This window comes from Rahnella selenatireducens, assembly GCF_046449555.1.
GTDB lineage: Bacteria > Pseudomonadota > Gammaproteobacteria > Enterobacterales > Enterobacteriaceae > Rahnella > Rahnella selenatireducens.
Genome location: NZ_JBKEZJ010000002.1, coordinates 524,813 through 545,613, shown reverse-complemented (window position 1 = coordinate 545,613; position 20,801 = coordinate 524,813). Strand labels below are relative to the sequence as shown.

At 50.3% G+C, this 20,801-nt stretch carries 18 protein-coding genes; all 18 read left to right on the top strand.

From position 1 onward, the window contains the following. Positions 1-422: 422 nt before the first annotated feature. Positions 423-974: a tyrosine-type DNA invertase gene (locus tag ACLBVC_RS05785; RefSeq protein WP_410148801.1), complete on the top strand. Its 552-nt coding sequence runs from the start codon at positions 423-425 to the stop codon at positions 972-974. Between the two features lie 666 nt (positions 975-1,640). After that, the gene (locus tag ACLBVC_RS05780; protein ID WP_410148799.1) at positions 1,641-4,199 is read left to right on the top strand and encodes a two-partner secretion domain-containing protein; all 2,559 of its coding nucleotides are present in this window, start codon (positions 1,641-1,643) and stop codon (positions 4,197-4,199) included. A 55-nt stretch (positions 4,200-4,254) separates the two neighbouring features. Continuing rightward, complete coding sequence (locus ACLBVC_RS05775; RefSeq protein WP_410148797.1) at positions 4,255-5,913, top strand: ShlB/FhaC/HecB family hemolysin secretion/activation protein; 1,659 nt, start codon at positions 4,255-4,257, stop codon at positions 5,911-5,913. Positions 5,914-5,927: 14 nt separating this feature from the next. After that, positions 5,928-6,308: a holo-ACP synthase gene (gene acpS / locus ACLBVC_RS05770; RefSeq protein WP_410148795.1), complete on the top strand. Its 381-nt coding sequence runs from the start codon at positions 5,928-5,930 to the stop codon at positions 6,306-6,308. 9 nt (positions 6,309-6,317) lie between these two features. Then, positions 6,318-7,073, top strand: a complete 756-nt coding sequence (locus ACLBVC_RS05765) for an SDR family oxidoreductase (RefSeq protein WP_410148793.1) — start codon at positions 6,318-6,320, stop codon at positions 7,071-7,073. Between the two features lie 3 nt (positions 7,074-7,076). Continuing rightward, positions 7,077-7,631 carry a hotdog family protein gene (locus ACLBVC_RS05760; protein ID WP_410148791.1) on the top strand — a complete coding sequence of 185 codons (555 nt, stop codon included), beginning with the start codon at positions 7,077-7,079 and terminating at the stop codon, positions 7,629-7,631. A gap of 15 nt (positions 7,632-7,646) precedes the next feature. Beyond that, entirely contained in the window at positions 7,647-7,931 is a 285-nt protein-coding gene (locus tag ACLBVC_RS05755; protein WP_410148789.1) for a phosphopantetheine-binding protein, read from the top strand. Between the two features lie 27 nt (positions 7,932-7,958). Further along, entirely contained in the window at positions 7,959-9,119 is a 1,161-nt protein-coding gene (locus tag ACLBVC_RS05750; RefSeq protein WP_410148787.1) for an aminomethyltransferase family protein, read from the top strand. Between the two features lie 72 nt (positions 9,120-9,191). Then, positions 9,192-11,741 (top strand): beta-ketoacyl synthase N-terminal-like domain-containing protein, encoded by a 2,550-nt coding sequence (locus ACLBVC_RS05745; RefSeq protein ID WP_410148785.1) that lies wholly within the window; start codon positions 9,192-9,194, stop codon positions 11,739-11,741. A 4-nt stretch (positions 11,742-11,745) separates the two neighbouring features. Continuing rightward, positions 11,746-12,963 (top strand): beta-ketoacyl synthase N-terminal-like domain-containing protein, encoded by a 1,218-nt coding sequence (locus tag ACLBVC_RS05740; protein ID WP_410148843.1) that lies wholly within the window; start codon positions 11,746-11,748, stop codon positions 12,961-12,963. Positions 12,964-12,981: 18 nt separating this feature from the next. Continuing rightward, a complete protein-coding gene (locus ACLBVC_RS05735) occupies positions 12,982-13,968 on the top strand; it encodes an ATP-binding protein (protein WP_410148783.1) in 987 nt (328 codons plus the stop codon). A gap of 12 nt (positions 13,969-13,980) precedes the next feature. After that, positions 13,981-14,682 (top strand): ABC transporter ATP-binding protein, encoded by a 702-nt coding sequence (locus ACLBVC_RS05730; protein ID WP_410148781.1) that lies wholly within the window; start codon positions 13,981-13,983, stop codon positions 14,680-14,682. Further along, positions 14,666-15,316 carry a hypothetical protein gene (locus ACLBVC_RS05725; RefSeq protein WP_410148779.1) on the top strand — a complete coding sequence of 217 codons (651 nt, stop codon included), beginning with the start codon at positions 14,666-14,668 and terminating at the stop codon, positions 15,314-15,316. The genes ACLBVC_RS05730 and ACLBVC_RS05725 overlap by 17 nt, the downstream gene beginning before the upstream one ends. After that, positions 15,317-16,630 carry an ABC transporter permease gene (locus tag ACLBVC_RS05720; protein WP_410148777.1) on the top strand — a complete coding sequence of 438 codons (1,314 nt, stop codon included), beginning with the start codon at positions 15,317-15,319 and terminating at the stop codon, positions 16,628-16,630. Positions 16,631-16,640: 10 nt separating this feature from the next. Further along, on the top strand, positions 16,641-17,420 hold the full coding sequence (locus tag ACLBVC_RS05715; protein ID WP_410148775.1) for an outer membrane lipoprotein-sorting protein: 780 nt from the start codon (positions 16,641-16,643) through the stop codon (positions 17,418-17,420). Next, positions 17,417-18,778, top strand: coding sequence for a hypothetical protein (locus ACLBVC_RS05710; RefSeq protein ID WP_410148773.1), 1,362 nt, complete (start codon positions 17,417-17,419; stop codon positions 18,776-18,778). The genes ACLBVC_RS05715 and ACLBVC_RS05710 overlap by 4 nt, the downstream gene beginning before the upstream one ends. Before the next feature lie 21 nt (positions 18,779-18,799). Further along, on the top strand, positions 18,800-19,741 hold the full coding sequence (locus ACLBVC_RS05705) for an ACP S-malonyltransferase (RefSeq protein WP_410148771.1): 942 nt from the start codon (positions 18,800-18,802) through the stop codon (positions 19,739-19,741). Next, entirely contained in the window at positions 19,738-20,742 is a 1,005-nt protein-coding gene (locus tag ACLBVC_RS05700; RefSeq protein WP_410148769.1) for a hypothetical protein, read from the top strand. The genes ACLBVC_RS05705 and ACLBVC_RS05700 overlap by 4 nt, the downstream gene beginning before the upstream one ends. Positions 20,743-20,801: the final 59 nt, after the last annotated feature.

The window sequence follows — 20,801 nt, the reverse complement described above, 5'->3', positions numbered from 1 at the left end:
TACCTCTTTTCAGCGGATATCTTTTAAGGTAAATCCTGCATTTTCGGGGATTATTCTGAGTACGCGTGCAAATAAAGCGGTTATATGGGTCGCAATTGAGAGTTTTATTCATTGAGATCAAATAATTTCAAGGGGAAAAGGAATGATCTATATCGCGCAAGATCACAGTCTTTGAAATTCATTCTAAAAAATCAAAATTTTCTGAGTAAAAGAAACAAATACTCTATGTTTAGATCTCACGAGGAATTTTGTGCTGAATTCATGCTGATACTCTTCGCCTGTTACACCCTGCTTCTGTGATTTTTTGTGAGCAAGAATTAACTGGTAGAAATAACTTTTTCATTAACGTATCCTCGCCGAAAAACTCAAGTGTCCTCGTGAGAATTGACAATATTCTGACATAAACTAGGGAAAGAAACTGAATGAGTGAGAGAAAGTATTTAACGCGGACGGAGATGGAGAGACTCGTCGGCGCTGTTTCGACAGGAGTTAATGAACATCGGGATAAGTGCATGTTGTTGATGTGCTTTATTCATGGCCTTCGTGTGAGTGAACTGGCCGCATTACGGGTTCAGGATGTGGAGTTTTCGACAAAGACGATCTACATCGCCCGGCTTAAAAATGGGTTCTCCGTTCAGCATCCGATACAAAATCGGGAAATGGTATTTATCAGAAAATGGCTGGAAATAAGGCCGCAATATCTCGATTCTGACTCGAATTGGTTATTTCTTTCCCGTCACGGGGGGAAGTTATCCCGGCAGCAATTGTACCGTTTGTTTCGTAAATATGGTCAGAATGCAGGAATTAAAGTTGCCGTTCATCCGCATATGCTCAGACACGCCTGTGGCTATGCGCTGGCGGATATTGGCTGTGATACCCGGCTGATACAGGATTACCTCGGGCACAGAAGTATTCAGAATACGGTGATTTATACTGCCAGTAATGCCGGACGATTCAGAACCATTACTCTGTAACCCGGTCTTTCCGGTCTGGCCGTGCAGACGCTGAAGAAGAGCCTCGCAAAGCGCCACAACTGGCATAATATCCCTTGCTGCTGATATCTCCGGCAGCCTTCAGGCACCCGCGGGTGCCTTTTTTTATACTTATTTCTACCAGTGAATATGGAATAATCAAGAATATACCGATAATCATATTTCTGTTTTATGGGGAATCAGCGTAATAAACACAACCACGCAGGATATTTCTAATTATTTAATAAGAATCTATTTATATTAAATGACATTCCACTTTGTCTATACGTGCGAAAAATGACTTGATTCTGTAAATTTAGAAAAGTATATTTACCTTATTCAAACAGGACGGACATATTCACATAACAGTCCGCTATGTTATTGAAGCATAGAATTCCACTATTATAAAAAACATCGTTATCTATGCGCAGGCGAAATATCTGATTGCGGCCAATACCACGAACTCATCGGGTGAATCTCATGAGTAAACATTACTTTTTGATTTTCTTAAACTGAACCTGTTTTAAATAACTCCTATTTATAATCGTGGCACAGGGTTATAACTAATGGTTTTTTACCATTGATTTTACTTTGCCATTATTTTGCGTTGTTAATTCTACTAGCAGCGTTGTTGTTTCTATAAGTTCTAAGATGAAGGAAAACAGAAAATTGGAAAACAAACAGATTAAAAATGGGTTAGCGAGATTCACTCCAATTGCGGCGTCAATTCTACTCTCCATGCCATTTATTGTGAACGCCGCTGATATCAGCATGCCCGGCGGTTCAGTGACATCGGCAAACGGTGTGCCTGTTATCAATATTAATGAAGCGAATGCGAACGGCATTTCGCATAATATTTACGACAAACTTAACGTCGGCAAAGAAGGGCTGATTTTCAATAACAGCCAGAATGCAGTCAACACCACTCTGGCCGGACAGATTGCGGGAAACAACAATCTGGCTTCAGGCACGGCAAAAGTGATCCTCAACGAAGTCACGTCCACTAACAAAAGTGCCCTGAACGGCATGATGGAAGTCGCGGGTGATAAGGCGCATCTGATTATCGCGAACCCGAACGGTATTACCTGTTCAGGTTGCGGTTTTATCAATGCTGAAAAAGTGACCGTCACCACCGGCAAGCCGGATATGCAAAACGGTGAATTAAAAGGTTACAGCGTGAGTGGCGGTGTGATCACCACCGACGGATTAACCAGCGATTCGCCAACCGCTCTGCTGGCCCGCTCCGTGACGGTTAATGGCGATATGAACGTCGCAGGCAACGGGGTCACCGTGATTGCCGGTAATAACTATGTGGATGTAAATAATCAGGTCACGGGCACAGTTAAAGCTACAGGTTCAAGAAACACCTATGGCATTGACGTTGCCAAACTGGGTGGCATGTACGCTGATAAAATTAATCTGGTCAGCACCGAAAGTGGTGTTGGCGTTCGCAACCTCGGGGTTCTTTCCGCAGGCACGGGTGGCATTCAGATTGATACCAACGGCGCACTGATCAACAGCAACGCGCAGATCAAGTCTTCCGGTGTGATCAACATGAAAACCAACGGAGCACTGACCAACGTCACAGGTAAGATTTTAAGCGATAAAAGCATCTCTATTGATACCAACAAGAACCAGATCGATAACAGCCGCGCCGGTAATATCATGTCCAGCGCTGACGTGTATATCGGTAGCGGAGCTATCAATAATACCAACGGTAAATTAGCCGCGACGGGCGTTCTGGGCATCGATACCAATAACGGGACACTGACTAACTCCGGCAAAGGCAAGACTGTCGGTATTACCGCCGGTGTCGTCAGTCTCAAGACCGGCACGCTCAATAATAACAACGGGCAGATCACGGGTTATTACGTCGGCACGCAATCGACCAGCGTGAACAACAGCCAGGGTACGATTGACTCGTACGGCGATGTGGATATGGCGAGCACCGGCGCGGTGAATAACAACAACGGCCTGATCCGTTCCGCAAACGGCCACGTCAAAATCGATGCGTCTAAAAATACTGTCACGAACACATCAACCCGTTCAGCGGATACGTCCAGCAGCGACTCTCTGGGTATTATTGCCGGTGCAGGGGGTATCCAGATCGCGTCATCCACGCTGAACAACAACGGCGGGCAGATTGCATCCTACGGTGATATTCAGTTCCAGAATTCTGCAAACGTCAGCAATGTGGGCGGCATGATCCTCACAGATAAAAGCGTGGCGATTCAGGCAGCTTCAATGAATAACAGCCAGTCAGGTTTAAGTGCCAAGACAGGCGTTAATATTGAGCTGACGTCCGGTGCTCTGGATAACAATATCGGCGTGATCGGTTCCGAAGACGGTGATGTCAACATCACGGCCTCCCGCGTCAATAACAAAGGCGGCGTGATTCAGGGGCAAAATGTCAATGTGACCTCGAGCGGAGATGTCGATAACAGCTATGCGCTGATGGTTGCGAAGAAAAAGTTAACCGTGAATGCGGCGGGTACGGTTTATAACCAGAACAGTAAGGGATTTGGGACAAATTACGGTCTTTACCTGGGCATGGCAAATCAGGAAGGCGGCATGATTGGTAAGAGTGGAGTGGATATCACCGCCCGCGCTCTGAACAATAACAGCAGCCGTATTGTTGCTGAAGGCGGCCCGTTAAACCTGACAGTCACCAACACGATTGATAATGACCGCAGTATGCTGGTGGCAGGAGCAGGCGCTTCTAAAATTAAGGCCGGGACCCTCAACACCAACTATTCAACCCTCTACTCTGCTGGTGATTTGACCATCGATGTTAATAGCCTCAATCTGGCGAGCAGCGGCAACATGATCGACAATAATGCTACAGGGATTATTTCTGCCGATGGTGCGCTGGTGCTGAATGTATTCAACAGTTTCACCAACTATGGCTGGATTAACGGTGTGGACAGCGTCAATGTGTCTACTGAAGGAATTCTTTACAACCGTAATACCATCAACTCTGATAATGCTGTTTCTGTTCATGGTACTGTGGGAATTAACAACTACAACGATATCGTTGCAGGAAATACGTTAAATGTATCGTCTTCAGGTGTAGTGAATAACACCGGAACACTTTATACCGACGGGAAAGCCAGCATTACGGCAAAAACGGTCTCCAGCCTGGGATCTTCCACGGTATTAGGCGGACGTCAGGGTTTAAATCTGAATGTGAATTCTATTACCTATAGCGGTAAAGTCTTTGGTTTATAATTAAACGGTAAAATGAAAGCAGCGTAATGGCTGCTTTCATTTCCGGACAGGCATTATGAAAATTAGAATTGCACTCATTATTACCCTGGGCCTCTTAAGTCAGACCGTGTCTTACGCTGAAACCGTGGATTTAAATAGCCTGGTTAAAACACAGCAGGATATTGACCGGAGTAACCGGCAGGAAAATAAAATCATCAAAAAGGATGTTTACTCCAGCCAGGTGAAAAAGCAGGTTGATTTCCTGGATTTTCCGGTAGAGAAAAACTGCCTGACGATTAATACGCTGATCGTCGAAAATGATTTCCTGAACAATTCCACGATACGGAAAATTAAAAAAAGCGTGGCGGGAAAATGTCTGGGGGCACAGGGAATTGAACAACTGGCCATCGGTCTGCAAGATTACTATATCAACTCGGGCTACGTCACCACGCGGGTCGATGTGCCGGGGCAGAATTTAACGACGCACCAGTTAAAGCTGGTTGTCATGCCGGGCAGAATTGAAAATATTATTATCAGCGATGACGCAATCAGGCCGGGAATATTGCCTTTTAAAGCTGAAGACATCCTGAATCTTCGGGATATCGAACAGGGGCTGGAAGTCCTGCAAAAAGCTCCTAACTTGAAAGTGAAGATCAACATCGAGCCCGGACACCAGAACGGGTACAGCAATGTCGTCATAAACGCAGGCCGGACAAAAAACTGGAACGGTAAGGTCTGGATGAACAACTGGGGCGATGAAGCCACCGGGAAAGTGCTCGCAGGCGGCGCGGCTTACCTCTACAACCTGGCGCACATGAACGATACCTTTTATCTTTCGGGGACGACGAATACGGAGCGGAGCACTGGCGGGTACAAAAGCGTGAGCGCTTACTATTCCGTGCCCTGGGGATACTGGGATTATGAGCTGTTTTACAGCAGCAGCCGGTCGAAACAGAATATTGCTCTGGGAACCTGGAACTATAAATACACCGGTGACAGCGATTATCTCAGCCTGAAAGGCAACAGAACGGTTTATCGTGACAGTAATAAAAAAGTTGCGCTCAGTGCTGAATTAATAAAAAGAAAGGTTGATTACAAGTTAGAAGATATCGAGCTGGCATTACAAAAACGCGATATGACCAACGCACGCCTGGGTATTAACTATAAGCAAAATTTTGACCGGGCCTTACTCGACAGTACATTGTCTTATCAGCGGTTTGTTTCGTTTTTAGGCGGTGAGAAAACGCCGGATATGAAATCCGGAGATGTCAGTGCGCAGAGTCATCTCTATAACCTGAATGTGAATTACACGAAGCTATTCAACGTGAAAAATTTCGTTGCCTATTACGAGTTAAGTTCAGGTGTTCAGTATTCGCCTGACAAGCTGACGTTGCAGGATCAGTTCACGCTCGGTGACCGGTGGAATGTGCGTGGTTTTGAAAATACGCAGGGGCTGTATGGCGATAAAGGCTTTTACGCCCAGAATACATTTAATCTTATTACCGGCATTAAGAATATCGAATGGTATGCCGGCGTTGATTACGGCGAAATATGGGGCGAAACCTATCCGCAGGGCGCTTATTCCGGGAAGAAACTCGTCGGCGCAACCAGCGGGTTCAAGGGCAATATTAATACGCTCACTTACGATATTGCCTTGTCCACGCCGCTGCTTTATCCGGATGAATTAAATGCCGATAAGCTGAATGTAAATTTCACCGTGTCTTATCAGCTCTGATTGCAGGAGTCATCATGTTTGTTGGAACCGATATTGTTGAAGTAGAGCGCGTGAAGACGGCGATATTGCGGGGCGGCGATAATTTCCTGCAAAGAGTTTTCACTCAGCGCGAACTGATAAGCATAAACAGCAACGATCCCGATTATGAAAGGGCAGCAGGATTTTGGGCCGCCAAAGAGTCCGTTGTTAAATCGGTGGGATTAGGATTCCGGGAAGGGATCCGGTTTCACGATGCAGAAATCGAACATGACCAGTTCGGGTGCCCGCATTTTGTTCTCAGCGGGCATTTAAAAGAAGTCATGGAAGATAAAAAAATCAATGCGATTTCGTTAAGCATTTCTCATTGCCGTACACATGCGATTGCAGTAACGGTTATTTCGTCCCAGAGGGATTAAGGGAACATTGTGTATAAATTTAATGATTTAGCAGAAAAAAACATCCTGGTGACTGGGGCAAGCGGTGATATCGGGCTGGCGGTATGTGCCGGGTATCTGAACCAGCAATGTCAGGTATTTGCGTTGTATAACAGCAATGCCCGTTCTCTGGAGGCGCTGAAAAATCAGCATCCGGAGGGGAGTAAACTGAACATCATTCAGTGTGACCTTTCGGATAAAAATGCAGTCAGCGGCTTGTGCCAGAGGCTGGCGCAGGAAGCGAAACACATCGATGTGCTGGTCAATAACGCGGGTATCGTCAAAGACAGCTTGTTTGCCGCCATGAGTTTCGAAGATTTCAGCACCGTCATTGATACTAATTTACTGAGCGTGTTCAGGCTGACCAAAGAGCTGTTGCTGTTGCTCAGAGCCGCTGAGAACCCGGCGATCGTCAACGTGGCCTCAATTGCCGCGCTGATCCCAAGCGTGGGCCAGTGTAATTACAGTGCATCAAAAGGCGCGTTGCTCGCGTTCACCCGCACACTGGCCGCCGAACTGGCCCCCAGGGGCGTGAGGGTTAATGCCATTGCGCCGGGCATGATTGAATCCAAAATGGTGAAAAAGGTGTCGCGTACCGTCGTGCGGGAAATAACGTCATCCATTCCTCTGCGTCGTCTGGGGAAATGCGAAGAAGTGGCGAATACCGTGGTTTATTTAAGCTCCGCAGCGGCGAGCTATATTGTAGGGCAAACCATCGTTATTGATGGCGGTCTGGTGATGCGGTGAATTATGTCTAAATATGCTATTCCTTCCAAAGTCTTCCTTGAAATGGGCGGCTGGCGTCAGCCTCTTATTATGGTCGACCGGATTGAAGATTTTAAATATGGTGAAAACGGGTACATCAAGGTGATTAAGCATATTACCTATAATGATCCTTATTTGGCCGGGCATTTCCCTGATAATCCTATTATGCCGGGTGCGATTATTTCAGAAATATTTGGTCAGGCGAGTGAGTATTTCTCTTTTCTGACAGATATGAGTGACATCTATCAGGAAAACTACGGTGAAGCACTGCATTCACTTCGTGATATTTATTCAAAAATTCATGATGAAAACATGCGCAATATTATCCGGACACGTCGCGCGCAGGTGCAGGGCGTTCTGGCTTCTCAAAATTTAAAATTCAAAGATGTCGCCTGTCCCGGCGACACGATAGAAGTGACCAGCAAGCTGACGTTCTCCGACGCCAGCGGATTCAGGCATTACAGTGTTTCGGCGCAGGTCGGTAAAAAGATGATCAGCCAGGGCGTGATAATCAATTTCAGAGAAGTGAAACAATTATAATATGGAGCAATACCCATGAGCTTAATTCAAGAAAATATCGAAGCGCGCAAAATCGTATTACATCAGATTAAAACCGAGCTGATTCAGCGTCTGCATATTCAGAAAACAGAATCGCAGATTGACGATGATACGGCACTGTTTGGTAATGGCCTGAAGCTTGATTCTGTCGATGCGACGGAAATTCTGGTGTTGCTGGATAAACTATACGGCATTCAGGTCAGCGAAAGCGATGATCCCTCTTTTATGAGAACGGTAAATAATCTGGCGTCTTTCGTGATTAAAAACCGAAAGCCACAGTAAAACTCCTTTTTGAATAATGAGGTTCAAATGATTTCGCTTCGTGAATTACATGAAAAAAATAACGCCACGATGGGCACATTCAACGGCCGAATCGTGCCTGCTTTTTATCACTCACCGGAAGTGGAATATAAAGCGGTGAGGGAAAATATCCTGATGGTGGATTATTCCAGCATGTCCGTCGTCAGCGTCATGGGCGATGACGCGTGGGCGCTGGTCAACTATTTAGCCTCAGCGGATGTCTCGATAATCCGTGATGAGCAGGCGATGTATTCGCTGGTGCTCAATCAGGACGGCACCATTGCCGGGGATATTTCGGTGCTGTGTACCGATGAAGGGTATTACCTGCTGTCAGAAAACCTGTCCGCTTTTGAGCTGATCGACCGTCTGAAGCAGATTCTGGAGAATGCCGCCGATCTCGATATTGAAGAGACACCGGTGATTCAGGATATGGAACCGCACGGCTGGGGCGCAATCCAGCTGGAAGGACCTTACGCCTGGGAAGTGCTCGCCGGTATTTACGGCTTCGACATTATCGGCCTGCCGTATCACGAATTTATGAGCACTGACGATGGCCTGATGGTGTTGCGCTGCGGCAAACACGGTGAATTTGCTTACCAGCTGATTGGCGGGCAAGCGGCGCTGTGCCAGATCTGGGAACAACTGCTGGAAAGCGGTGAACCATTCGACCTGAAGACCGGCGGCATGAATTATCAAAATACGCTCCGCGTTGAAAACCCGTGCTGGGAGCCCGCGTTGTTCAGCGGTTATTCGCTCAACCCGGTTGAGCTGCAAATGCAGTGGGCGATTCAGTATGACAAAGACGATTTTGTCGGGAAACTCGCCGCGGAATCCCTTTCCTCTGCGGGCGCAGAACGCAAGCTGGTCGGTATTTTTCCGCTCGCCGCGTGCGAAGGGATTGCCGCCGATGACAAAGTGCGCGCCGAAGGCCGCGACGTCGGTGTCATCGTCAAAAGTGTCTACTCACCGGCATGTCAGTCTTTGATCGCGCTGGCACTGATTGACAGTGAATACGCGTATTCCGACATTCCGGGGTTTGAGATTGCGACGCAGGGTGGAGCCGTGGCGGCCATGACCCGTAACGTTCCCTTCTTCTATAACTTCAGCATGCTGGTTAACCCGACTGAACACAGCTATATCGATGCCTCAAAGCCGAAAAGCGCCCTGTAATTTCGTTTAAACACACCGCACCGGAGACGTTGTCTGATCACCCGGGCTTGATCAGACCTGAGGGACTTATTTATGAAAACGAGCAGGAAAAGAGTAGTCATTACAGGGATGGGGATTTTGTCTTCACTGGCGGATAATATTGCCGGTTTCAGACAGGCTCTGCTCAATAAAGAATGCGGTGTACAAGACAGCGCACGTTTTTCTCACTGGTTTGAAAACGCGCGCGCCGCGGAGATCTTACAAGATATCGATTACTCTCCGCTGGACGCTGAAACCGTCAGCGCAATGGATAACGCCGCGCTGTGGGCCTACAAAGTCAGCAAAGATGCGCTGAATGCCGCCGGATTAACGGGGGATCTTGAAGAAACCGGGATGATCGTCGGCGTTTCCTCGGCGGGAACCGAAGCGTTTCTGCCGCTGTTCGAACAGCGGATTCAGGATTTCTCGCTGAGAAAAGCCATTTACTCCGGCGGGTTTGCGTCCTGCTGCTCCAGCGTATCGACATTGCTGGGGCTGAAAGGGGGAACGGAACTGGTGGCGACGGCATGTACCGCCAGCCCGAACGCCATCGGCATGGCTTTTGACTATATCCAGAATGGCAAAAGTAAAACCATGCTTGCCGTCGGAACCGAGCCGATCTATCTGCCGACCTTCGCCGGTTTCTATGCGCTCAACGTGATGCATGCCGAATCCTGTACGCCGTTCTCCGGCACGTCGGGGATGTCCATCGGAGAAGGTGCGGGCGCCATCGTGCTGGAAGAGTACGAGCACGCCGTTGCCCGCGGCGCCACGATCTATGGCGAACTTCTCTCTTACGCGACGTCGTGCGATGCCTACCATGAAACCGGCCCGGATCCGCGTGCCAACGGTGCGGTGCAGGTCATGCTCAAGGCGATGGAAAATGCCGGTGTCACGCCCGACCAGATTGATTACGTGAACGTGCATGGCACGGGCACCGAAGCGAATGACCGGATCGAAACGATGGCGATGAAGAAAGTGTTTCCCGATGCGGTCGATCTTCCGGTCAGTTCGACCAAATCCTTCTTTGGTCACAACATCGGCGCGGCGGGAATTGTCGAACTCATTGCCTGTCTGGTGACGCTGCCGGAAAAGAAACTTCTCCCTACGCTGAACTTCACGGTGCCGCGTCCGAATTGCGATCTGGATTATGTGCCGAATGAATTCAGGGAGAAGGACATCAATATCTTCATGAAAAATAATTATGCTTTTGGAGGAAATAACTGCTGCATGATTGTGAGCACGCGCCCGGGCACGGTTCCGGTGACCGCCTATGAGGCGAAGCGCGTGGCGATAAGCGGTATGGGTGCCGTCTCGGCCATCGGTCATACCCTGAACGAAATTCTTGAGCATATCTGGTCTGCTGAGAAATCCGTTGAACTGACGGGCGTAAAATTCAATGGAGATACCCTCACAGAAGCCGTTGAGCTTCTTGATGTGCTGACCAGAACGCACCAGTTTGATGATTTGCCGGGGGCGACACGCCGTTTACAGCGAGCGGTTCTGCCGGAAAATAACGTCCATTTCAAAACCTTTCAGGTTACGGCGCTGGAACCGCGTAAGCATCTGCGGCGTTTTGACTCACGCAAAGCCACGCGTGGCGGAACCTTTGCCCTGATTGCCCTGGCGGAAGCGCTGAACAACGCCAAACATAAAATCAAACGCGACGGCCACGAACTGGGTCTGGTGATGGGGATGTCGCGCGGGCCGCAGGAGACGACCTATAAATACCTGCAAAGCCTGAAACCCGATCCGCGCAAAGTGCGTACGTCCGAATTCCCCGGCTCGCTGATGAATTCCATTGCCACGTTCTGCGGTATTTCCGAAGGGATCAAAGGCTACACCACCACGCTGGCGACCGGGCAAAACGCGTCGCTGGGCGCGCTGACCTATGGCTATGAAATCATCCGCCAGCAGTTGCAACCGCAGGTACTGGTCGGTGGCGCTGACGAGTGTTTCCCTTCCATGTCGTTGTATATGGATGCCGTCACCGAAAAAATCCAGATGACCTCTGACCCTCGCGAATACCAGGTGTACGGCAAGGAGGCGAAAGGTTTTGTGCCGGGTGAAGGTGCCTGCATGTTGTTGCTGGAAGATTTGGACGCCGCTCAGGCTCGCGGCGTGGAGATTTGCGCGGAAATCGCCGGTTACGGCAAATCCAACAGCATCAGCTATTTTGATGCGGATTGCGCGGATGAAAAATCGGCCGCCATGGCGCTGGCAATCCACCGGGCTTTAGCCGATGCGGGGCTCACTGCGCGGGATATCGATCTGGTGTGCGGCAGCAGTAACGGCACAAAAGAGAGTTCCGGGATTGAAATTGGCGCGATCTGTCTGGCCTTCGGCGAGCAAAATCCGCAGGTGCCGGTGGTGAACTACAACGCCAGCTTTGGATTTGTGGAGTCTTGCGCCGGGCTGCTCAATCTGGCGGTGCTGACGGATTGCATCAGAAAACAGGCAGTGCCCGCCATTCCGCATACTCAGGTGTTCTGCGACGATCGCATCAACTTTGTTAAAGCTCCGCTGAAAATGGCCATCAGGCATGTCCTGCTGGTCGGGGCGAACGAAGGTGGAAACTTCAATGCCTTCGTTATCAGAGGATAACCGCGTGAATAACGCGGCAATCATCTCGGGTTACAGCGCACGTCTGGCCTTCGCGCAGAGCAGCGACGGGTTAGCCGACGGGCTTAAAGAAGGCCGTTGTGTCAGTAAAGCGCGATGGTTTTCTTCTGACGAGGAGGCCAGACAATACGGGCTGAGTAATAACGGTTGCGTTGCCCGTTTACCGGCGCCGGTAAAGGACACCGGCGCGTGGGTGAGTGAGCTTATGGTCGAGGCTCTCGCCCACGGCGGGCTGGATAAACACCACCTGACGGGAGAAAACGTCCGGGTTTACCTGACCGGTTTAGGTCCGCGGGTGGATGTAGCGGATTATCTGGCCTTTTATGATCACAACGATGTTGAAGACGTCACGCTCACCCGTTCGGTGCAGAATTTACATGTCACCAATATGTCTCAGGACACACTGGCGCATCACGTGGCGACGGCGTTTGACCTGAAACACCTGCCGCCAAATCTGCATTGCACCAGCAATTCCTCGCTGGCCGCGGTGCATCTGGGGATTCAGGCCATCGAAAGCGGCAATGTTGACGTGGTGATGGTCGTGAACTGCTCTCTGATTACCACGCAGGACATCAGTTTTCTGACCAGCCAGGGAATGCTCGGCGGCGACACCGTTCAGCCTTTTGGTGCGAACGGTCAGGGCGTGTTATTTGCCGAAGGTGGCTGCGCGATGCTGCTGGAAAGCGCCCGGCATCGTCATGCCCGGCAGATGGCGGATGGCGTCCGGCTCACGTCTGTCTATACGCAAACCAGCGCGGGGCGGAGCAACGACGGGGCGCAACTCAGTGCAAACCTGTTGAAAGTAATGAACAAAGCACTGGAGAGAGCAGACATTCTCTGTGCGGATCTGGCCGCGATTATTCCGCACGGAAACGGTTCTGAAGCCAGCGATAAAGCCGAGGCACTGGCGCTGGCCTCTTTCCCCGGCGAAAGCACGGTGCCGGTTCTGGCCTATAAAGGGCAGATTGGCTACACCTCAACCGGTTCAGGGATCGTGGATTTGATCATCGGTCACCAGGCTTTGTGCCAGAAGACGCTGCTCTCTCCGGTGGGAACCGGCCCGATCCGGGAAAATGTCGCGCCGTATGTGTTGCTGAATCAGGGACAGATAACACACAACAAACGCCATCTTTTAAAAGTCGGGCTGGGCGTTGATGGCTCGGTCATTGGTGTTGTGATGTCTGAGAACGCTGCCGCCTCATAATTTTACAGGGAAAGTATTATGTATTTATCTTCCTTCTCCATGACCGAGCCGGAAGGGCGGGTGTATATGTATGCGCCTTGCTGGCTGAATGTGTGGGAATCTCACATGTATAACCGCGCGCTGAAATCCACCCGTTCTAACGGCTGGGGATTTAAACGCTTTGGAACGAGCAGTGATATTTACGCCAGTGAGATGATCAGAACACCCCATTACACGAATTATATTGTTGCGATGGAAGAAGTCTCGGAAGCGGCATTACATAATCTCAGCGCGAAAGAGCGGATGTTATTGATGAAATCGCGAACGGCGTTTATTTATGCCGACAGTTGGGGCGAAAGTTCGTCGTTTGAAAATATCAGCAGCGTGCTGCATCAGGCGATGATCGACACATTACCGAAAAACCTGATCAAGAAATTTTCCGTCAAAGACTTTAGCTGCAAAATTCGTGGCGAAAAACAGTCGCTGGTTCAGGCGATGCGTCTGGCACAGGATTATCTGGACTGGGATATCTTCGATTTTGTGGTGATCTGCGCCGCATACCGTGCGGTGCCGGTGCTGGTGTTCTCCGAAGAAGATCTGCCCGTGAATAAGAAAGAGAAAGCTCAGGAACAGGACATAAAAATAAACCTGTCGGTTGAGCGCGTCGGGTGTTTTATTTTCAGTCGGCGGGAAAGCGCTCTGGAAATTAATACCGGAAAATATGTTGCGCAGAATAAAGATTTGCCGTCGAAGGATATTCTGTCCGGCGCAGATAACGATATTGATCTGATGTGTTTTTCAGGTCTGAGAAGAAATAATCTCTGGCGTGAGGTGTTCCTCGAAAATAAGCGTGACATGCAAAAAGTCAGCCTGCCCGGACTCTACGGTAGCAGCGGATGCCTGACGCCTGCGCTGAGCTGGATTTATTTTCAGCAGCATGCGGCTCCGGGCGAGAAAATGCGCAGCGTCGTGCCGGATAACTTTGGCGGATATCACTATTTTGACACCTGGTATCAGGGAAATTAAGCGGACGAAACGATGACGATCAGGGAACGGCCGGCAATATTGCTGATGGATGTGTGTAAAAGCTTTGGCGCGGGCGACGGCAAAGTTGATGCGCTGAAAAATATCAATCTGGAAATCGCGCGCGGCGAATTTCTGGCGCTGTGCGGACCTTCCGGCAGCGGGAAGAGTACGCTGCTGAATATTTTGTCCGGCATTGATAAGCCCACGTCGGGCTCGACGCTGTTTCTGGATAAATCGCTGAACGAGCTTGATGAAGGCCAGCTCTCAACTCTTCGTGGCCGTCATTTGGGATTTATCTTCCAGTTTTTCAACCTGATCCCGGTGCTTTCGGCGTTTGATAACGTGTGTTACCCGCTGATCCTCAATGGCCGTTATGGCCGCAAAGAGGCGCGGGAACGGGCGCAGCATACTCTTGATAGCGTCGGCATTGGCGCATTGGGCAACCGCACGCCGGGGCAACTTTCTGGTGGTCAGCAGCAACGTGTGGCGATTGCCCGGGCGCTGGCTCATGACCCGCAGGTCGTGGTTGCGGATGAACCCACCGGCAATCTTGATCAGGCGACCGGCGAGGCGATTCTCGAGTTAATGATGAAAATTAATCAGGAAACCCGCACCACATTTATTGTCTCGACCCATTCTGCGCAGCTCAGGGACCGTGCGCGGCGGGTGATTGAAATCAAGGATGGAGAAATTGTTCATGATGTTTCGAAGTAGCGCCGTTATTCTCGCGATCTGCTTATCCTTAGCCGCTCACGGAGCCGCCGCCCGTTCCGGGACACCGGCTCTGGAGTCCGTGCTGCAACAGGGTTTTCCTGTTCAGCCGGAGGCTTTATCGGCCACTACGCAGGCTTTGCTGCTTGAATATGAACAGCAAAAAGATATCGCGTCGCTGATTTTCTACTCTTATGGCACGCTGCGGATGGCCGATCATTATGCCGCAGTGAATGATTATGTGCTGGCTTCGGAATATGGGAAAACAGGTTTTTTTTATCTGGATGAAGCGGCTGATTCGCATGAAAATACGCCGCAGGTGCGTTATTTACGCGCCCGGATTGATGCTTATTTACCGGCAAAACAAGGCCGCTGCGTAATAGCGCTGGCGGATACCGACTATCTGTTAAAAAACCGGGCTAATTTCGGTAATGATATCCTGATTAATATTCTTTTCATGCGTTACAGGGCATTGCTCAGTTGCGGAGATACTGTTGGCGCGAATACGCTTTTAACACAACTCAAAAATCGCGGGCCGGTGGCGGTAAAATTATTATCCCTGAAGTCAGATGCCAGCCCCGCGTGGGACATCGGTGAAATAACTCAGATTGTTGTGCCTTTGATGAAAGGTGAATAAATGTTAACTGGAATGATTATAACCAACCTCGCCCTGCTGGTGATCGTCGGTTTTGTGCTGTATTGCCTGATCCGGCGACCGCAGGATGTGAAATTTGCATTCCTGAATTTATTCAGACATAAGAGGCGTTCCTTCTCTACCCTGATCGCCATTATTTTGGGTGGATTAGCCATTTTCCTCTATGGCGGTTTTATTCAGTATTCTTTCTGGATATTGAAAGAACAAACTGTCAGAACCAACGTCGGTCATATTCAGATTTATGACAAAAACTATTTTGAAACCTCGAATAAAAGCAAAAGTATTATTGGCAATTATGACGAGCTAAAAAATGAAATCCTGAATGACCGCGGACTTAAAGATTATATTTCTACGATTTCAGGCCAGCTGGAATTCACCGGTGTGATTTCGCACTACGAGAGTGAAACCTCGAGCTATTTTGCCGGCCTGGGGATCGAGCCTTTACCGGCGCTGAAACTTGGCTCTTTCGACAAACTGGTGTCCGGCAGCGATCTGTCGCGCATTAAAACGGATGAGGTGATCCTGGGAAGCGGGCTGGCCAAAACCCTGAACGCGCAATATGCCGACTGGCTCGACGTTCTGGTGGCAAACGCTCAGGGCGGGCAGGGTGCCTTGTCGCTGAAAGTCCGCGGTATTTTCACCTCCGGCATTAAAGATTATGACGACGTGGCGATGAAAATTCCCCTGCAAACCGCGCAGCACATCATGAATACCAATGGCGTCAGTAAGTTCGTCATTCTGCTGAAGAACGATGCGGATTTACCGGTATTCAGCGCCAGACTGACGCAGTTTATTGCCGACCGGCATTTGCCGCTGATGGTGAAAAACTGGCAAGAACTCTCGATCTTTTATCAGCAGGTTGAAGGTTTGCTGACCGGCATTTACTTCTTCATTAAAGCGATTGTCGCACTGATTGTGATCTTCATGATCAGCAACTCGATGACCATGAATATCGTCGAAAGAACCCGCGAAATCACTACGCTGCGGGCGATCGGCCTGCGCCCCGGACACGTGACCCGGCTGTTTTTACTTGAGGGAATTTATATCGGTGCGCTTGGGGCCGCGGGTAGCCTGATTCTGGGGATGATGATTGCGTACCTGATCAACCTGAAAGGTATCGCGATGCCGCCGTCTCCGGGGCAGACCCTCGGCTACAACGCCTTTATCAAAACGGACAGTGCAGAACTCATCTGGATCACCCTGATTTTGCCGGTGCTCACATCGTCGCTGGCCTCAGTTTTACCTGCACTGCGGGCATCGCGGTTGAATATTTCAGACGCTTTTAAAGCGGTATAAGGACATTTCCATGAAATCAGGCCTTCTTCTTATCGCCAGTTGTCTCACGTGGTTCCCGGTATTCACGCATGCGGCGGACACCAGCACGGCTCTGAACATTATCCGGCAGGCAGACGATATCCGGTCACCCGATCAGCCCTTTCGTTACACGGTCACCGTGAATGAATTTAAGAGCGGAGAAAATGGACCGGTGAATCAGCAGGTTCTGGATATCTCCATGCGTTTTCTGAAACCGAAAGACGGTGAACAGGCCGACGCACGTTCGCTGGCCCGCTTTGTTTCTCCGCCACGGGATCGCGGCAAAGTCATGTTGTCCGACGGCTACGATTTATGGTTTTACACGCCGGAACTGCGCCGCCCTGTGCCGATCTCACGTCAGCAAAGGTTGATCGGACAGATTTCTAATGGCGATGTGATTGTGACCAATTTTGAGTTTGCCTATGACGCCACGTTGCAGGGAGAAGTCCCTTGCGGCGCGAATGCCTGCTATTCGCTGATGCTCACCCGCCGCTCAGCGGAAGTCACCTATCCGAAAGTGAATTATCTGGTAGAGAAAGGCAGCTACCGCCCTTATAAAGCCGCATATTTCTCTCTTGATGACAAGCTGCTCAAGGAAGTGTGGTACCTCGGTTACACACCGCTGCTGGGCAAGGAAAGACCCTCCAAAATTAAAGTCACGGATCCGCGCCGTGGCAGCGGTTATTCGGTCATGGAATACAGCGATGTCCGGTTTGAATCACTGCCGCTTTCCCGCTTCACGAAAGAGAGTATTCAGCGGGGCGGCAATTGAAACGTTCTGCCTTGCTGATACTGGCCAGCGGCGTGTGGCCGTCGTTGCCGCTTTACGCCGCCTGCCTGACGAATTCCGACACGGTGATTTACGCGCAAGCGTCTTACGTCAGCAGACAGCCGCCGGTCTGGCAGATTGACGGGAAAAATCCGTACGCCGCAAACAATACGTTTAATGATGTAGCGATGAATTACCGTAACGATTGCACGCTGGTTGAAGACAAGCTGGACGTGGATTTCTCGCTGCTCGGCCTGGCCTATTATCCGTACAAAAGCCCCGGAGCTTTTGAGAAAGACGATCATCGCCTGCGTGCGCTGGTCGATAAGCTTCGTTTGTCCTATACGCCGACAGAAAGCCTGCGGCTGGACGTCGGTAAACTCCGGTCAAAAGGCGGCGCTTTCTACCTGAAATCACCGGCCAGCCTGCTCAGCAATTACAACGCCGGGTTCAAGGCCACGCGCATTAATTCACCTGAGATGAAACCGCTTTATACCGATGCGTTTTGGGGCGCGGTGCTGGCGCAGGATACGCTTGCTTACTCGCTGTCGTTAACCGCGGCGCCAAGGCTCACGCAGCCCGGCCCGCGCTATGAATCTTCGGGAAACTGGAATGCGCTGGCCCGTTCCAATGCCAGCGACCGCTATCTGCTGACGTACACGGATTACCGGTTTGGTGACAGCACGCCCTCAGTGAGCCTGATGACGGGCGATAAAAAATCGGTCGCCGTGGCACAAACGCTGAACGTGACGCCGCAGTTCATTCTGAGCACCGAACTGGCCTACCATTTTCAGCAACAGTGGCGGCATCTTGACGAGAAAAGCGCGCAAGAAGTGCAGAACTACCGGTTTCCGGATTCCCTCTACAGCGCAAAAGATGACGATGGCGTCGAGCTGGCGCTCGGAATGCAATACACCACTGATCGCTTCAGTCAGTTTGGCCTCGAATATTACTTTCAAAGTGAAGGATATTCTTCCGCGCAGTGGGACAAACAAACGGACCTCATCAAATTCCTCAACCAGCGGAAGAATTACGCGCCACTGGACCGGGCATTTGACGCTTACAAGTATCTGATGGCGTCTGAAATCTACAACGCTTCCAGCCAGGGAAACCTGCTGGGAAAGCATTATCTCAACGCTTACGGCAGCTACCTGATGGATGACCAGTCATCAGTTCAGCCTTTTGCGGTGATGAATTTACAGGACAAGAGTGCGACGGTCGGCCTGAATATCAACAAACCGCTGAACCCGCAGCTTGAGCTTTATGGCGGGCTGTACACGGCATTTGGAAAGAGTGATTCGGAGTTTGCTTTATTCGGCGAAACTCTCGGCACTTATCTGGGTTTTAAGTATCACCTCTAGGTGATTCACAGGGACAGAGAGATGGACATAAACGCATCAAAACCGGTTGTCTTATTATTTGCCGGGCAGGGGAATCCGGTCATCGGAATGGGATCTGACTTATGGGATATCAGTGCCGAAACCCGTCGTATCTGGGATTGCGCCAGTGATATTTCCGGGCTGGATATCCGCCGCCTGTGTGCTAAAGGGCCGATGACGCGGCTGGTTCAGACCCCCGTGCAACAAATTGCCGTAACGGCCATTAACACCATGCTTTTTATCCTTTATCGCGAAAGTCACGGCGATGCGGCCTTCTCCGGCGCCTGCGGGCACAGCGTGGGGGAATATTCCGCGCTTTACGCCGCCGGAGCCCTCACGCTGGAGGATTTATTCAGGGTCATTCATTTCCGTTCCACGCTGATGCACGATCTGAGCCTCGCCAATAAAGGGAGCATGCTGGTGGTGAAGGGCAGCGACCGGGCGAGTCTGGCTGAACTGCTCGCGCAAAAAGAGATTGAGGCAGAAATAAGCTGCGATAACAGCCGTAAGCAACAGGTGATCGGCGGTACGCTGACCGCGCTGCGCGACGCCGGTCAGGTGGTTGCCGGCGTCGGGCTTGAGAGCACCAAACCCGGCGTGAGCGGGGCGTGGCATACACGTCTGATGAACAGCGGCGTGCAGCCTATGCGCGATTTTCTGGCGGGCGTAGATATCAGGCCGCCACAGTTTGACGTGCTGATGAACGTTACCGGTTTGCCCGAAACAAATCCTGAAATCATCAGGGAGAATCTGTCCTTGCATCTGACGCACTCTGTGCAATGGACTGCGTCAATGGATCACTTTCTGGATAAGCCGGCGTCGGTGCAATTTGCCGAGATCAGCAATAAAGCCTATCTGATTCATTTACTCAATGATTTCGCAAAATTCACGCCGGAGATGGCGGTACATTGCAAAACTGATGGCACAGTGAGTGGCGTGAAATGATCCCCGATTATGCAAAATTTGTCCGTTTTCAGGATAAAAGGCTCATCCCGTTTATCTACGTTATCCTGTTCGTTGTGCTGGGTTTCTACTGGAAAAATAACGCCTATTCCTTTAATTCCCATGATGCGGGTGTGATCAGCGTGATTCTGGCGATCACGCTCTATACGCTGCTGTACGAACTGAAAGCGTATTGGGCCTACAGCTATGTGATTAACCGCATTAACCTGGATGCCCTGAAAGGCAGAAGCTGCTCAACAATCACGGCGTTTTTCGCCAGACCTGCGGTCGTCAGCGTTTGTTCTGTTCTCTTTTTCTGGCTGATGGCGCAGGCGTGTTTACGGTTTCCCGCCAGCCGGTTCAGCCTTATTTATCTGTACCTGATATCACCGGTTTTCATGACTCTGGTTCTCAGAACGGTGCGGCGGGTTTATATCCGCCAGCTGCTGAACGGCATGAGCAGCACGGTGAGTTTCAGGAGTATTTATCAGTACACCGTTTATTACCTTGCACTGAATACCGTGCTCAATGTGCTTTCGGTTAGCCCGTTGCAGGCGAACCCGGCGTTTTCCTTCAGCGAGGGCTATTTTTCCGCCAGACTGATGATTGCCATGCTGATCCTCTGCGGCGTCGTGCTGGCGATAAATCTGGCGTTTTCGCGGCTCTCTAAACGCTACCTGTTTCTGGGGCGTATCTTCCTGAAAGAGATCACCATCTATTCGGCCTCGCCGGTGCCCTTCGGGCGGTTTATCAGCAAGCCCTTTTTAGTCCGGATAATACTGTTAGCGGTGGCGCAGGCGGGGTGGATATTCATTCTGAGTTTCATTGCAGGCGGCCTTACTATCAGCATGCCGTTCGTGATGTATTTCCTGCTGTGCTATCTGCCCTGTCTGATGTATCACTTCCTGCATGTTTACGCGTACTGGCTTAAAGAGTTTCACTTGTCCTGCGATATGTATTTTCGCTACGAGAGTTTTATGCAGCGTAAAAGCCTGAATATGTAGAAATAAAAAACCTCCGTTAAGCGCCGGAGGTTTTTTTTATATCAGACAGATGCTCGTTT